The organism is Micromonospora sp. CNZ280 (assembly GCF_011759515.1).
This window is the reverse complement of record NZ_JAAOYP010000002.1, coordinates 782,231-796,976: the sequence shown is the minus strand read 5'-3', so window position 1 is coordinate 796,976 and position 14,746 is coordinate 782,231. Positions and strand designations below refer to the sequence as shown.

At 71.6% G+C, this 14,746-nt stretch carries 10 protein-coding genes; 8 read left to right on the top strand and 2 right to left on the bottom strand.

Going from position 1 to position 14,746, the window contains the following annotated elements; genetic code table 11:
- Window positions 1-3: 3 nt before the first annotated feature.
- The 8 genes from FHX32_RS18665 to FHX32_RS18630 all read left to right on the top strand — a co-directional run bounded on the left by FHX32_RS18665 (window position 4) and on the right by FHX32_RS18630 (window position 13,085).
- Complete coding sequence (locus tag FHX32_RS18665) at window positions 4-1,185, top strand: M24 family metallopeptidase (protein WP_167184560.1); 1,182 nt, start codon at window positions 4-6, stop codon at window positions 1,183-1,185.
- Window positions 1,182-2,018, top strand: coding sequence for an alpha/beta fold hydrolase (locus FHX32_RS18660; protein WP_167184558.1), 837 nt, complete (start codon window positions 1,182-1,184; stop codon window positions 2,016-2,018). Before FHX32_RS18665 ends, FHX32_RS18660 begins: the two co-directional genes overlap by 4 nt.
- Window positions 2,015-2,998 (top strand): ABC transporter ATP-binding protein, encoded by a 984-nt coding sequence (locus tag FHX32_RS18655; RefSeq protein WP_167184556.1) that lies wholly within the window; start codon window positions 2,015-2,017, stop codon window positions 2,996-2,998. The genes FHX32_RS18660 and FHX32_RS18655 overlap by 4 nt, the downstream gene beginning before the upstream one ends.
- The gene (locus FHX32_RS18650; protein WP_167184554.1) at window positions 2,982-3,971 is read left to right on the top strand and encodes a dipeptide ABC transporter ATP-binding protein; all 990 of its coding nucleotides are present in this window, start codon (window positions 2,982-2,984) and stop codon (window positions 3,969-3,971) included. Before FHX32_RS18655 ends, FHX32_RS18650 begins: the two co-directional genes overlap by 17 nt.
- A gap of 33 nt (window positions 3,972-4,004) precedes the next feature.
- Entirely contained in the window at window positions 4,005-5,207 is a 1,203-nt protein-coding gene (locus FHX32_RS18645) for a membrane dipeptidase (protein ID WP_208418859.1), read from the top strand.
- Window positions 5,208-5,296: 89 nt separating this feature from the next.
- Window positions 5,297-6,043, top strand: a complete 747-nt coding sequence (locus FHX32_RS18640) for a GntR family transcriptional regulator (RefSeq protein ID WP_167184552.1) — start codon at window positions 5,297-5,299, stop codon at window positions 6,041-6,043.
- Window positions 6,044-6,488: 445 nt separating this feature from the next.
- Window positions 6,489-9,878: a hypothetical protein gene (locus tag FHX32_RS18635; protein WP_167184550.1), complete on the top strand. Its 3,390-nt coding sequence runs from the start codon at window positions 6,489-6,491 to the stop codon at window positions 9,876-9,878.
- Between the two features lie 69 nt (window positions 9,879-9,947).
- Window positions 9,948-13,085, top strand: coding sequence for a BTAD domain-containing putative transcriptional regulator (locus tag FHX32_RS18630; protein WP_167184548.1), 3,138 nt, complete (start codon window positions 9,948-9,950; stop codon window positions 13,083-13,085).
- On the opposite strand, the gene FHX32_RS18625 is transcribed toward FHX32_RS18630, so the two are convergent.
- Together FHX32_RS18625 and FHX32_RS18620 are read right to left on the bottom strand one after the other, a co-directional pair.
- Window positions 13,069-13,818 (bottom strand): ABC transporter permease, encoded by a 750-nt coding sequence (locus FHX32_RS18625; RefSeq protein ID WP_167184546.1) that lies wholly within the window; start codon window positions 13,816-13,818, stop codon window positions 13,069-13,071. The two genes, FHX32_RS18630 and FHX32_RS18625, sit on opposite strands and share 17 nt — an antisense overlap.
- A complete protein-coding gene (locus FHX32_RS18620; RefSeq protein ID WP_167186158.1) occupies window positions 13,815-14,741 on the bottom strand; it encodes an ATP-binding cassette domain-containing protein in 927 nt (308 codons plus the stop codon). The genes FHX32_RS18625 and FHX32_RS18620 overlap by 4 nt, the downstream gene beginning before the upstream one ends.
- Window positions 14,742-14,746: the final 5 nt, after the last annotated feature.

Here is a 14,746-nt window from a genome sequence, read left to right as displayed (position 1 = left end):
CCCATGCGACTGCCTGAGAGCTTCTACACCCGCGTCCGCGGCCGGCTCAGCGAGGCCCTCGACGCACGCGGCCTGGACGGTTTCCTGGCCACGTCCCCGGCGGACGTCGCCTTCCTCAGCGGCTTCTTCTACATCGCCACCGAGCGTCCGGTCTATCTCTGGATGCCGCGCGAAGGAGACCCGCTGCTGGTGATCCCGCGTCTCGACGAGGAGTACGCCGCCCAGCAGGGCGTGACAAGCCCGACGGTCAGCTATTTCGAGTACCCCGGGGTGGTCACCCCCGAGGAGACGCTCGCCTCGGCGCTGTCAAGCCCCGGTGGCCCGGTCCGCCGGATCGGGGTGAGCGCCGGGGTGTCGGTCGGCGCGTTCACGGCGCTGTCGCGGGCCATCGCCGGGGCGAGTCTGGAGACCACCGACGTGGTGGCGCAGTTGCGGCTGCGCAAGTTCCCTGAGGAGATCCCGTTCCACGAGGCCGCCGCCCGGATCTGCGACGAGATGCTCGCGGTCGGGCGAGCGCTGATCGAGGAGGCGCTGGCCAGCGGGGGCCCGCTGCCCCGCGAGGACGAGCTCGCCCGGCACGTGATCGGCCACGGCACCGACCGGATGTACGCCGAGTACGACCTTGTCGTCTACACCACCAAGCTGGCCGGCGGGCTGGTCTACGCCGGCCCGAACTCGGCGCTGCCGCACGGACTGCCGACCCGTCGGCGGATCCAGCCGGGCGACACCCTGATCCTCTCCCTCGGCGCGGCGGTGGCCAGCCGGTTCGTGGAGAGCGAACGCACCTTCATCATCGGCGAACCCACCGCCGAGCAGGTGCGCTACTACGAGGCCGACCGGCAGGCGCAGGAGATCGGCACCCAGGCGATGATCGCCGGTCGGACCTGTGCCGAGGTCAACAAGATCTGCCTGGACGTGCTGCGTGAGCAGGGACTGGGCGACTACATCCGGCACCGGCAGGGGCACGGCATCGGGCTGCAGAACCACGAAGCGCCGTGGGTCGAGGACGGCGACGACACCGTGCTCGCCCCCGGAATGCTGCTCTCCAGCGAGCCCGGTGTCTACGTCCCCGGCCACGCCGGCTACCGCATTTCCGACACGGTCCTGGTGCAGGAGGCCGGTCCACGCCGGCTCACCGGCTACCCGCGCGACCTGGCATCCAACGTCATCGAGGGGGTCCGATGAAGATCAACGGAGCGGAACTGGTCGTCGAGGCGTTCGGCCCGACCGACGCGCCGGCGATGATCGTGCACCACGGGGCGCCTGGCCTCGGCTCACGCAGCGAGCCGAAGCGCTCGTTCGGCCCGTTCGCCGACCGGATGCGGGTCATCGTCTTCGACGCCCGCGGATCCGGCGAATCCAGCGACGACGAGCCGTTCACCCACGAGCAGTGGGTGGCCGACGTGGACGCCATCCGCGAGCAGTTCGGCTACGAGAAGATCGTCATGGCCGGCGGGTCGTACGGCGGGTTCATCGCCATGGAGTACGCCATCGCCCACCCGGACCGGGTCTCCGCCCTGGTGCTGCGGGACACCGCGGCGGACACCGCGCACGACCACCTCGCGGTCGATCGGGCCCGTAACACCGACCGATCGGTGATCCCGGAGTGGGTCATCGACCGGATCGGCACCGGCCGGTTCGAGAGCGACGGGCAGCTGCGCGAGTACTGGCGGGCCATCCTGCCGCTCTACGACCACCAGCACGACCCGGTCAAGGACGAGGCGCGGCTGGCCGCCACCCGGTTCCACTACCGGACCCACAACGCCGCCTTCGGGCAGAACATGCCCCGCTACGACGTCAAGCCGAAGCTGCCGTCGATCACTTGCCCGACCCTGGTCACCGTGGGCCGGCACGACTGGCGTACCCCGGTGGCGGCCTCGCAGGTCATCGCGGACCTGATCCCGGACAGCGAGCTGGTGATCTTCGAGAAGTCCGGCCACTCGCCGCAGCTGGAGGAGCCGGACAGGTTCCAGCAGGTGGTGCGGGACTTCCTCGGCAGGGCCGGGGTGCTGCGATGACCCTGTTGGAGATCGTCGACGTGCGGGTCGCGTTCCCCGGCCCGAACGGGCCGGTGAACGCGGTCAACGGGGTGTCGCTGCGGGTCGATTCCGGACAGACCCTGGCCATCCTCGGCGAGTCCGGCTCCGGTAAGAGCGTCACCGCGCAGGCGGTGATGGGCATCCTCGACGCGCCGCCCGCCACGATCACCGGCTCGGTCCAGCTGCGCGGCCGGGAGCTGCTCACCCTGCCGCGCAGGCAGCGCGAACGGGTCAGCGGTGAAGAGATCGGCATGGTTTTCCAGGACGCGATGGCCGCGCTCAACCCGGTCTTCACCGTCGGGCACCAGATCATGGAGGTGCTGCGGGTCCGGCGGGGCATGTCCAGATCCGACGCCCGCCGCCGGGCCATCGAGCTGGTCGACCGGGTGCGGATCCCGGCGGCCAAGGACCGGGTCCGGGACTACCCGCACCAGTTCTCCGGCGGCATGCGCCAGCGCATCATGATCGCGTTGGCCATCTCCCTGGAGCCGGACCTGCTGATCGCCGACGAGCCCACCACCGCCCTGGACGTGACCGTGCAGGCCCAGGTGATGGAGTTGCTCGCGGAGATCCAGCGGGACAGCGGGATGGGCCTGCTGCTGATCACCCACGACCTCGGGGTGGTCGCCGAGGTCGCCGACGACGTGGCGGTGATGTACGCCGGCCGGATCGTCGAGCGGGGCACTGTCGAGCAGATCTTCGCCGGTCCGGCGCACCCATACACCGAGGGGCTGCTCGCCTCGATGCCCCGGGTCGACCGGCGCGACGACCAGCTCTACGCGATCCCCGGCGCCCCGCCCAACCCGGCCCGGCTCCCCGCCGGCTGCCCGTTCCACCTGCGTTGTCCAAGGGCCACCGACGAATGCCTGGTGACCCTGCCGCCGTTGCGGGCGCTGCCGGCCGACCGGGCCAGCGCCTGCCACCACCACGAGGAGGTGCTCGGTGCCACCCAGCGATGACGTGGTGCTCAGGGTCGAGAACCTGGTCAAGCACTTCCCGCTCAAGGGCCGGATCCCGTTCACCACCGGCGGGGTGGTCAAGGCTGTCGACGGGGTCTCCTTCGACCTGCGCCGGGGCGAGACGCTCGGCGTGGTGGGCGAGTCCGGCTGCGGCAAGAGCACCCTGGCCCGGATGCTGGTTGGGCTGGAACAGCCGACCTCCGGCGCGGTGCGCTTCGGCACGTCGGTGGTGCACCAGGCCAAGGGGCGGCAGTTGCGGGCCCTGCGCCGGCGGATCCAGATCGTGCTTCAGGACCCGTACACCTCGCTGAACCCCCGCCGCACCATCCGGGAAATCCTGCTCCAGCCCTTCGAGATCCACTCTGACGTGCCGGACCGCCGGCGCCGGACCGAGCGGATCAGGGAACTACTCGATCTGGTCGGCCTCGACCCCAGCCTGCACCTGGACCGCTACCCGCATCAGTTCTCCGGCGGCCAGCGCCAGCGCATCGGCATCGCCCGGGCGCTCGCGCTGAACCCCGACGTGATCGTCTGCGACGAGCCGGTTTCCGCACTGGACGTCTCGGTCCAGGCGCAGGTGGTCAACCTGCTGGAGCGGCTCCAGGAGGAGCTCGGCGTGGCGTACGTCTTCATCGCCCACGACCTGTCGGTGGTACGCCACATCTCCGACCGGGTCGCCGTGATGTACCTCGGCAAGCTCGTGGAGACCGGCCCCGAGATCAACCTCTACGAGTCGCCCCGGCACCCGTACACCAGGGCACTGCTCTCCGCCGTGCCGGTGCCCGATCCGGCCGGCCGCCGACAGCGACAGCGGATCCTGCTGGCCGGCGACCCGCCCAGCCCGGTCGACCCGCCCTCGGGCTGCCGGTTCCGGACCCGCTGCTGGCAGGCGACCGAGACCTGCGCCACCACCGAACCGCCGCTGGCCGCCGGTGCGCATCCGGTCGCCTGCCACTACCCGCTGGCCGCGTGACGGCCGGCGACCCGTCCCAAAGGAGAAGGTGTCTTGCTGCAAGAACCCGCCCCCCGGTACCAGGGCCACAGGTCGTACTCGTACCTGGAGCCGCACTCGGACTACCGGGTGTTCACGTTGGCGAAGGAGATCGGTCGGGTACCGGAGCACGACCTCGGACTGACCGACGCCCAGCGTGAGCGGGTGACGCGGCTGCTCACCGAGCACGCCGCGATCTCGCTGCACGAGCACCCGGTGATCCTGCCCGAGGACGTCCGCGAGTTGCGCGCCTACAACCGGACCGCGCGCCAGCGCACCGGCTACGAGGGCCTGGCCCGCTCCGGTCTGGCCGCGGTCTTCGACAACTTCATGGCCGGGGCCTCCTGCGTGACCAGCGAGAACGGCTGGAAGTGGAACGACCTCATCTACGCCCTCGGGATGCGGATGAGCGATCTCTACAAGCAGGACCACGTCTTCCTGGCCACCTCGCTGGCCGACATCCACACCGCGAAGCGAGACGGCCGGCTGGCCCTGGTCGCCGGCCTGGAGTGCAGCAGCCCGATCGAGAACGAGCTGGACCGGATCGACATCCTGTACGGCTTCGGTGTCCGCCAGCTCGGTATCGCGTACAGCCAGGCGAACATGCTCGGCGGCGGCCTCTCCGAGAAGCACGACGGTGGGCTCACCCACTTCGGTCGGCGCGCGGTGGACCGGATGAACAAGCTCGGCATCGCCATCGACATCTCGCACTCCGGCGACCAGACCTCGCTGGATGTGATCGAGGCAAGCCGGGTCCCGGTGTTCATCACCCACGCCGGTGCCCGTTCGGTCTGGAACACCTCCCGGATGAAGCCGGACGAGGTGATCCGGGCCTGCGCCGAGCGCGGTGGCGTGATCGGCATCGAGGCCGCCCCGCACACCACCCTCTCCGAGGCGCACAAGCACCACTCGATCGAATCGGTGATGGACCACTTCACCTACTGCGTCGACCTGGTCGGTATCGACCACGTCACGTTCGGCCCGGACACCATGTTCGGTGATCACGTCGGGGTGCACAACACGTACGCCGGCAACTACGCCCACGACGCCGGCAATCGGCCGGAGCACCCTCGGGTGGAGTACGTGTCCGGGCTGGAGAACCCGGGCGAGGCGTTCGGGAACATCGTCGGCTGGCTGGTCAAGCACGACTACTCGGACGACGAGATCGCCAAGGTCATCGGCGGGAACACCATCCGGGTGCTCGAACAGGTCTGGTAATGCCCTCCCGGCCGTTCGGCCGAGTAGGGACCGACGAACTACACTCCGTACGCCGCTGATGGCGGCGGGGAGCGATGAGGTGAGGGCGGATGGTTCGGCGCGAAACCGCGCTACAGACCGCGCACGGTCGGCTGCGGGAGCTGATCGGCAGTGAGTTCCGGTCGGGCGACAAGCTGCCCAACGAGCGGGACCTGGCCGACCGGTTGAAGGTCAGCCGAGCCACCGTGCGTGAGGTGCTGGGCCAGCTCGCCGCCGAGGGGGTGGTGACCCGTACCTGGGGGATCGGCACCTTCGTGCACGACGGCGCGGAACGGGTGCCGGTGTCGATCGGTGACGTCACCGCTCTGCGCGACCGGATCACCGCCTCGGGGCACCGGCCGACACTTCAGGACGCCGCGGTCAGCCGGGCGAAATGCCCGGCTGACTGTGCCAAGGTGCTCGGGGTGGAGCCGGACTCGCCGGTGTGGCGGGTCGACCGCCTCTTCGCCGTCGACGGCGTCGCGGCGGCCTGGATCCGGGACCATCTGCCGCTCCGCTTCGACGGCCGTGACCTCGATCCCTCCGGCCTGGTCAGCATCGACCTCGACATGTTCGAGTTCCTCGCCAGTGCCACCGGCATGCCAGTTCGGCGAGCGGAGATCGAGCTCGCCGCCGTCCTCGCCGACGAGGAGGCCAACGCCCGGCTCGGCGTGGCGGTCGGGCATCCGCTGGTTACCGCGACCCAGATCGGCTACGGAACGGGTGACGCGGTCCTCTTTCACGGACACATCACGGTCCGTACCGATGTGCTGACCCTGCGGATCAGTCGGGGAGGGGAGCCCCAGCCGACGCGGTGACCCGCAGGCTGCCGGTGAGGTGCCGGCCTCCTATGCCGGCGTGGACCCGCGGGAGCAGGGCACCGGGGTCCTGGCCGTCGAGGACCCAGGCCACCGCGAGTTGGCCGTGCACATCCGCCGTTCGGCCAGGTCGTGCGAGCCGTCCTCGACGACGCCGCACCATCGGTTCGGTTGACCTACCCGTCTACCGTGTAGCCGTCCATCCGTGGACATCGCTGTTTCGTCACCGGCTGATACCCGCTGGGAGTCCCGCCGAAGCGGTGCGGCACATGCTGCCGAGGGGCGCTGCGCCGGGTGAGGGTCGGGCCCGGCATCCCGTCGACGTCGACGGAGCCGGGCGATCGCACCGAGAGGAGCCGCCGTTGTCGATCGAGGTTCGGACGGCGCTGGCGGCCAGCGGCGCGACGGTCGTGGTCGCGGCCATGGACAGCTCGGACGATCCGCGGTGACCGCCGTCGACGGCGCGCCCGACCAGTGGGGGCGCACACCGAGCGCGCACCAGCAGGTGTTCGTCGAGAACGGCTTCGGCTACGGAGTGATCGGGGCCGACCTGCACGTCTTCGGCGACGGCCGACCCGTGTACCTGCTCAGCGAAGCCGGCCGGCGGCCGGGCCTGAGCCTCGCCGTGGACGGCCAGGGGCTGCCGGCTCAGCCGAGCCACCTGCTCAACGCCCGGCACGCCGTCGTGGACTTCACCGGCCGGCACGGCGAGGTCGGCGATCTGACCGCCTGGCGCGACGGCGGTGGCGGCCGCGCGGTCCGCTGGTTGCACGCCCCCGGTGGCCAGGGCAAGACCCGTCTGGCCAGCCACCTCGCCGGGCTGGCGGCCCGGGACGGGTGGAAGGTGATCGTCGCCGAGCACACGCCGGCCCGGGTGGTCGATCTCAACGAGCCGACCAGCCACGACCTGCGCGTCGGGGGCGCCCGAGGGTTGCTCATGGTGGTCGACTACGCCGATCGGTGGCCGCTGGCCCACCTCACGTGGCTGTTCAGCAACAAGGTGTTCGACCAGAACGTGCCGGTGCGGGTGCTGCTCCTCGCGCGCAACGAGCACATCTGGGTCGCCCTGCGCCACGCCCTCGCCCAGGCCGGCTGGTCGCCCGAGGGTTGCACCAGCCAGGCGTTGGGCGCTCTCCCGCGCACCCGTGACGCCCGAGGCAGCATGTTCGTCGCCGCCCGGGACTGCTTCGCCCGCCGCTACGGACTGCCGGACGCCGCCGCGATCGGCGTACCCGACTGGCTGGAACGCGACGAGTTCGGCCTCACCCTCGCGGTGCACATGGCGGCGCTGGTCGCCGTCGACCGCCACGCCCGCAGCGCATCCCAGCCGGAGGTGCCACGCGAGGGCATGACCGCCCTGACCGCCTACCTGCTGGAACGCGAGAACCTCCACTGGCACGCCATGCACGCCAGCGGCGACCCGCTGACGGGCGGGCGTACGACGTTCACCACCACCCCGACCCAGATGCGCCGGGCCGTGTTCACCGCCGCCCTCACCGGCCCCCTGGCCTACCGGGACGCCAGGGCGGCCCTGGACAGGGTCGGCGTCGGCGACGCCGACCAGGTGCTCGACGACCACACGTTCTGCTACCCGCCCGCCGACCCCCGCACCGCGCTGGAGCCGCTCTATCCCGACCGCCTCGCCGAGGACTTCCTGGCCCTGTGCCTGCCCGGACACGACCTGCCCGGCCACGCGTCGGACGCCTGGACCCACGGCGTTGCCGAGGTGCTGCTCACCCCACCGGCCGGCGACAACCGGCTGCCGCCGTACGCCGCGCGCGCGTTCACGTTCCTCACCGCCGCCAGCGAGCGTTGGCCCCACCTGATCGCCACCCTGGAAGGGCTCGAGCGTCTGCTGCCGGAGGATCCGCACGACGCGGCCGGCGACCTGACCGTCGCCGCCGCCGACCTCGCCGAGCGCCTGGCGCGGCACCGCCTGCCGACCGTCACCGACCCCGCCGCGCGCGCCGAGCTGCACGACGTCCTGGGTCGCTGGCTCGACCGGGCCAACCGGGAGGAAGAGGCCGCCGACGCGCTCAGGGAGGCCGTACGGCTGTACCGCGCGCTGGTCGCGACCGATCCGCGGTCCTTCGAGCCCAAGCTCGCCTGGGCGGCGCTGAACCTCGCCCAGGTGCTGGTCGGCCTGAACCTCGTACCCGAGCCGGGCGTCTTCCGGCATCTGTCGGTCGGCGGTGACGCGTTACGGCCCGGCCCGGCCCGTCGGGACGAGGCGCTGGCGGCGTTCCGCGAGGCTGTCGAGATCCTGCGGCGGTTGGCCCGCGACAACCCCGCCGAACACGAGAAGGACCTCGCCGCGGCGCTCTCGGTGGTCGGCGTCTTCGGGCCGCATCTCGGTGCGGCCGAGGAGTCACGGGCCTTCGCCCGCGAGTGCGTCGAGATCGTCAGCCGGCTGGCGCGGGACGATCCGGACGAGTACGCCGACACCATGCCGCTCATGCTGGCCAACCTCGCGGGCAACCTGGTGACGTCGGAGCCGGAGCAGGCGGCGGCGCTCGCCGCTGAGGCGGTCGAGGCTGCCCGCCGGCTGGCGGGCGACGATCCGGCGGATCCCGAACAGCAGGAGGCGCGTCGGTTCGCGCTTCACTTCACCCTGGTGGTCCAGGCTGGAGTGCTGTTACGGCTGGGCCGGGCCGAGCCGGCCCTCGCCGTGCTCGACGAGGCGGTGGGAATCGCCCCGACTCGGCGGGCGGACGACCCGGACGGCAGCGATGCCTGGGCCGAGACGGTCTCCCTGACGCTCGGCCTGCTGTGGGTGCAGGGGTCCGAGGACGACGCGGGGGCCGGCCTGGAAGGCGCCATCCACGTGCTCCGCCGCCAGGCGCGCGCCAACCCCACCGCTCACCGGCTGGCGTTGTTCCACGCCTCGCTGGTGCTCGACTACATGCTGCGGCAGCTGGAGCGATGGGATCTCGTCCTGGCCGTGCAGCGCGACCTCATCGACTTCCTCAAGTCCGCGGACGACGATCTCCGGTACGACGTCATCGGCGTAATGGCCGCCAACGGCGCCGTCCTGGTGATGCTGGGGCGGTGGGACGAGGCGCTGGACGTGATCGGCGAGATCGCCGAGGAACTCCGGCGGGAGGGCACCGCCAGTGGGCTGGAGCACGGTCTCGGCGGAGCGCTGGTGGCGGTGGCCACCAACGGGGCGGGGGTGACGCCGGAGGAGTCGCCCGACGACAGCGGCTACGGGCAGGTGGCCCAGGACGAGACCGTTGCCACGCTGGACCAGATAGCGGCGGCGTACCGCCAGCGGGCCGGCGGCGACCCGCACGACGAGCACGGCCTGGCCGTGACGCTGAAGCTGCTGGCCGAGGCGCTGTGGATCCTGGACCGGCCAGGGGAGTCCCTGGCCGCCGGCCGGGAGGCCGTCGCGGTCCGCCGTCGCCTGGCCCGCGACGGGTCCACCGAACACCACGATCACCTCGCGTTGGCGTTGCAACGCCAGGTCCGGAGGCTGGAGCGGGTCGGGCAGCACCGAGAGGCGGCGGTCGCGGCGACGGAGGCGGTCGACATCTACGAGCGGCTCGTGCGCGTCGACGCCGCCACCCACGAGCCGGCGCTCGCCGCGACGCTGTATCTCCTGGCGGTCAACCGGTGGCGGTTGCGCCCGGCAGCGGCCGTGGAACCAGCCCGACGAGCCGTCGAGATCGTGGAACGACTGGCGCGGGAGGATGCGGCCGTGCACGGACAGAACCTCGCCAACGCGCTGGAGGCGCTCGCCGGGATCCTGCGCGACCTGGGGCGGGAAGAGCAGGCGCGCGCCGCGGCGAGCCGGGCGGCCGAGGTACGCGATCGGTCGGCGGCCCGCCGCTAGGGCGGCGAACCGCAGCCGCGCCGGGTCAGCAGGTGGAGGCGTATTCGTCGCCCGTGGCAAGATCTGCCGGTGCAGATCAGGATGCTCGGACCGTTCGAGGTTCGCCTGGCCGACGGCGTCCACGCCGACGTGCCGGGCGCCCGGCTGCGCGGCCTGTTGATCGCCCTCGCGCTCGAATCCGGTCGCGTGGTCCCGAAGGCGACCCTCGTCGACTGGATCTGGGGTGAACACCCGCCCTCCGACGCGGCGAACGCCTTGCAGCGGCTGGCTTCCCGGCTACGCAAAGCGCTGCCGGACGGGTCGGTCGAGGGGCGGCCGGACGGCTACCGCCTGACGGTGGAACCCGACGCCGTCGACGCCGTGCGCTTCGAACGCCTGGTCCGCCAGGCCCGCGACGACGAGGGTCCGCAGCGGGTACGGCGGCTGCGCGAGGCCCTCGGACTGTGGCGCGGTGCGGCCATGCAGGACGTCGGCCTGTCCGACAGCGCGGCCTTCGACGCGGCGGTCACCCGCCTCGAGAGGCTGCGCCTGACGGCCGTGGAGGACCGGTTCGACGCGGAGATCAACCTCGGCCACGGCGCGGAGCTGGTCCCGGAACTGACCGACCTGGTGGCCGCGCACCCGGTGCGGGAACGGCTCGTCGCCGCACTGATGCGCGCCCTCGTGGCCACCGGCCGCGACACCGACGCGCTGCTCGTGTACCAGCGCACCAGGGAGGCCCTGGCCGACACGCTGGGCGTCGACCCCTCACCGGAGCTGTCCGCACTGCACGTCGCACTGCTGCGGGGCGGGTCGGGCCGGCGGGAGGAGAACCGGAACACCAACCTGCGCGAGGAACTCACCAGCTTCATCGGCAAGGAATCCGACGTCGTCGCGGTGGCCGGACTCGTCGCCGAACACCGGCTCACCACCCTGATCGGGCCGGGCGGCTCGGGGAAGACCAGGCTGGCCACGGAGACCGCGCGCACCCTGCTCCGCGACCTGCCGGACGGGGCCTGGCTGGTGGAGCTCGCCGCCATCGGCGCCGACGGCGACGTGGCGCAGGCGACGCTCGCCGGGCTCGGCCTGCGGGACGCGCTGCTCGGCGAGGCACCGAACGTGGAGCCGACGGACCGGCTCATCGCCGCGATTCGCGAGCGGGAGGCGCTCCTGATCCTGGACAACTGCGAGCACGTGATCGAGTCGGCGGCGGCGGTCGCCCATCGGGTGCTCGGGGAGTGCCGGCGGCTGCGGATCCTGGCGACGAGCAGGGAACCACTCGGCATCACCGGTGAGGCCCTGTGGCCGGTCCTGCCGCTGGCCCTGCCCGGCGGGGGCGCCGGTCCCGCCGAGATCGAGTCCTCGCCGGCCGTCCGGCTGCTGCGGGACCGGGCGAGCGCGGTGCGCAAGGATCTGGCGGTCGACGTCGACACGTTGTCGACGATGGCGCGCGTCTGCCGGGCGCTGGACGGGATGCCGCTGGCGATCGAACTGGCCGCGGCCAGGCTGCGCACCATGTCCATCGACCAGCTCGCCAACCGGCTCGACGACCGGTTCCGCCTGCTGACCGGCGGCAGCCGCACCGCGCTGCCCCGGCACCGGACGCTGCGGGCGATGGTCGACTGGAGCTGGGAGCTGCTGACCGACGGCGAACGGATGGTCCTGCGCAGGCTCTCGGTGTTCTCCGGCGGCGCGAGCCTGGAAGCGGCCGAGCGGGTCTGCGTCGGCGACGCGGTCGAGCGGGCGGAGGTGCTCGACCTGCTCACCGCGCTGACCGAGAAGTCACTGCTGGTCGCGGAGGGCCGCAGCGCACCCCGCTACCGGATGCTCGGCACGATCAAGGAGTACGCTGCGCACCGCCTCGCGGAGGCGGGGGAGTCGGAGCTGGCGCGCCACGCGCATCTCGCCTACCTCACCGAACTCACCGAGACCGCCGACCCGTGGCTGCGCCGCGCCGAGCAGCTGGAATGGCTCGCCACGCTCAATCTCGAGCACGACAACATCAGTGCTGCGCTGCGTGGCGCGCTCGCGGCCGGCGAGGCGCAGGCGGCGATGCGGCTCGCGGCCGGCGCCGGCTGGTACTGGTGGCTCAGCGGGCACAAGGCCGAAGGCATCGAGTTGCTCATCGCGGCCACCGAGACGCCCGGCGAGGTGACCGACGAGATCCGGGCCATGGTGTACGCGCTGATCGTGCTGTTCGTCAGCGGCGGGCGGGGCGACGAGCACCAGGCGGCGGAGTGGATCCACAAGGCGTACCGGATCAGCCAGCGCAGCCGGTCCCGCCAGCCGCTGCTGGGGCTGGTCGTCCCGCTGGAGCGCATGTTGCGGGCGCCGGACGCCGTCGTGCCCGCCTGGGAACCGTTGCTGGCCGACGAGGACCCCTGGGTCCGCGCGCTGGCCCGGCTGCAACTGGGCAAGATGCGGATCCTGCTCGGCCAGAGTGGGCGGGACGCGGACGCCCACCTCGAGCTGGCGCTCGCCGAGTTCCGGGCGATCGGCGAACGGTACGGGATCTCGATCGCCCTGAGCGAGCTGGCGGAGCGCATCGCCACGCGCGGCGAGTTCGCCGCCGCCTGCGAGCACTACGAGCAGGCGATCGCGGTCGTCACCGAGGTCGGCGCCGTCGAGGATGTCATCCGGATGCGGTCCCGACAGGCTCAGCTGTACTGGCTGCTGGGCGATGAGGAGTCGAGCGCGGCCGCCACCGCCGAGGCGCAACGGTGCGCGGAACGGGTCACCTGGCCAGACGCGCTGGCCGTGCTGGCCCTGTCGAAGGCGGAACTCGCTCGGTGGAGCGGTGACGCCGAGGAGGCGTACCGGCAACTCGATGTCGCGATGACCCTGCTGAGCGACGACGCGGAGCTGGCGAACGTCCGTGCGGTGACCCACGACCTGCTGGGCTACCTCGCCGACGATCTCGGCGAGGCCCGGAAGCACCACGCCGCGGCCTGCCGGGCCGCGGCCGAGACGGGGCATGCCGTCGTGGTCGCGCGGACCCTCGTCGGCGTCGCGGACCTGGCACTGCGCCGCGACCAGTACGAGCAGGCCGCCCGGCTGCTCGCGGCGAGCACCGCCTTGCGCGGACTGCCGGATCTGTCCCATCCAGACCTGACCCGGATCGAGCGGGCAGCGCGGAGCCGCCTCGGCGACGCGGGGTTCGCCGAGGCGGCTCGGGCGGGCACGCGGACGAGCTGGAGTCAGCTCGTCGAGGTCACGCTCGCTTCTTGAACGTGGCGGACGCCCACAGGTATCCGACGAGAGCGATCCCGACGCACCAGGCGACGGCGACGATCGCGTCGGTGGCGGACGGTGCGCCGTTGAGCAGTCCGCGCAGGGTCTCGATGATCGGCGTGAAGGGCTGGTACTCGGCGAACTCCCGCAGCCCGGGCCCCATCTTCTCCGCCGGTACGATCGCGCTGCTGAAGAACGGCAGCATGACCAGCGGCACGGCGGCCAGACCCGCCGTTTCCACGGACTTCGCCGCCAGCCCCAGGGCGACCGTGAGCCAGCCGGCCGCGAAACCGAGCAGCACGACGATGCCGACCACGCCGAGCCAGTCGAGGAAACTCGCCGACGGGCTGAATCCCAGCAGGAAGGCCACCCCGACGAGGGCCGCGATGGCGACCAGGTTGGTCAGCACGGTGGCGACGACGTGACCGGTCAGGACCGCCCCGCGGGAGACGTGCATGACTTTGAACCGGTTGATGATGCCCTTGGTCATGTCGGAGTTCACCGCCGTCGCGGTGGCCCCCAGCCCGTAGCAGACGGCCAGGAGCATCAGTCCCGGCGTCGCGTAGTCGATGTAGTCGACACCGACGTTGAAGGCGTCGCCGAACATGTACACGAACATCAGCATGATCACGATCGGCATCAGGACCGCGTTGAACACCGAGGTCGGGTTCCGGGCGAGGTGCTTGAAGTTGCGACGCAACATGACCATCGAGTGGGACTTGGCGCTCATTTCGCGGTCACCTCCGTGGTGCGGCCCGTCAGGGCGAGGAAGACGTCATCGAGGTCGGGTGTGTGTACGGAGAACTCGTCGGCGGTGAGTGAGTACTCGTCGAGGCGGTCCAGCAGAGCCCGCAGGGATCTCGTCCCGGCATCGCTGGGCACCCGCAGGGTCAGCGCCTCGTCGTCCCGGGTGGCGTCGGTGAAGATCCGTGCGGCCGCGCCGAGTTGAGCGGCGGTGGTGAACCGGAGCCGGACGTGGGTCCCGGGGATCTGCCGCTTGAGGTCGTCGGGAGTGCCCTGCGCGACCAGGCGGCCCTGGTCGAGCACCGCGACGTGGTCGGCGAGTTGGTCGGCCTCCTCCAGGTACTGGGTGGTGAGGAAGATGGTCACCCCGTCGGCCACCAACTCACGGATGATCGACCACATCGTGCGACGGCTGCGCGGGTCCAGTCCGGTCGTCGGCTCGTCCAGGAAGATGATCCGTGGGTTGCCGACCAGTGTCATCGCCAGGTCGAGCTTGCGGCGCATGCCACCGGAATAGGTCGACGCGGGCTTACCCGCCGACTCGGTCAGCTCGAACCGTTCCAGCAGCTCCGCGACGACCCGCCGGCCGCCGGAGGCCGCCCGGTGCAGGTCCACCATCAGCTGCAGGTTCTCCTGCCCGGTCAGCAGCTCGTCCACCGCCGCGAACTGGCCGGTGACCCCGATCGCCGCGCGCACCGCCTTCGTCTCGGTCGCGATGTCGTGCCCGGCGACCCGTACCGTCCCAGCGTCCGGCTTCATCAACGTGGTCAGCACGTTCACCGTCGTCGTCTTACCGGCCCCGTTCGGGCCGAGCAGGGAAAAGATCGTGCCCACCCGGACATCGAGGTCGATGCCGTCGAGCACGACCTTTGGGCTTCCCCCTGAGATGTGGACACCCTGAGACTGGATGTTGG

Excerpts from the sequence above, each read along its gene's own strand:
- FHX32_RS18640 (WP_167184552.1), top strand. The coding sequence starts at position 5,297 with ATGGTTCGGCGCGAAACCGCGCTACAGACCGCGCACGGTCGGCTGCGG.
- FHX32_RS18625 (WP_167184546.1), bottom strand. The coding sequence starts at position 13,818 with ATGAGCGCCAAGTCCCACTCGATGGTCATGTTGCGTCGCAACTTCAAG.
- FHX32_RS18665 (WP_167184560.1), top strand. The coding sequence starts at position 4 with ATGCGACTGCCTGAGAGCTTCTACACCCGCGTCCGCGGCCGGCTCAGC.
- FHX32_RS18660 (WP_167184558.1), top strand. The coding sequence starts at position 1,182 with ATGAAGATCAACGGAGCGGAACTGGTCGTCGAGGCGTTCGGCCCGACC.
- FHX32_RS18655 (WP_167184556.1), top strand. The coding sequence starts at position 2,015 with ATGACCCTGTTGGAGATCGTCGACGTGCGGGTCGCGTTCCCCGGCCCG.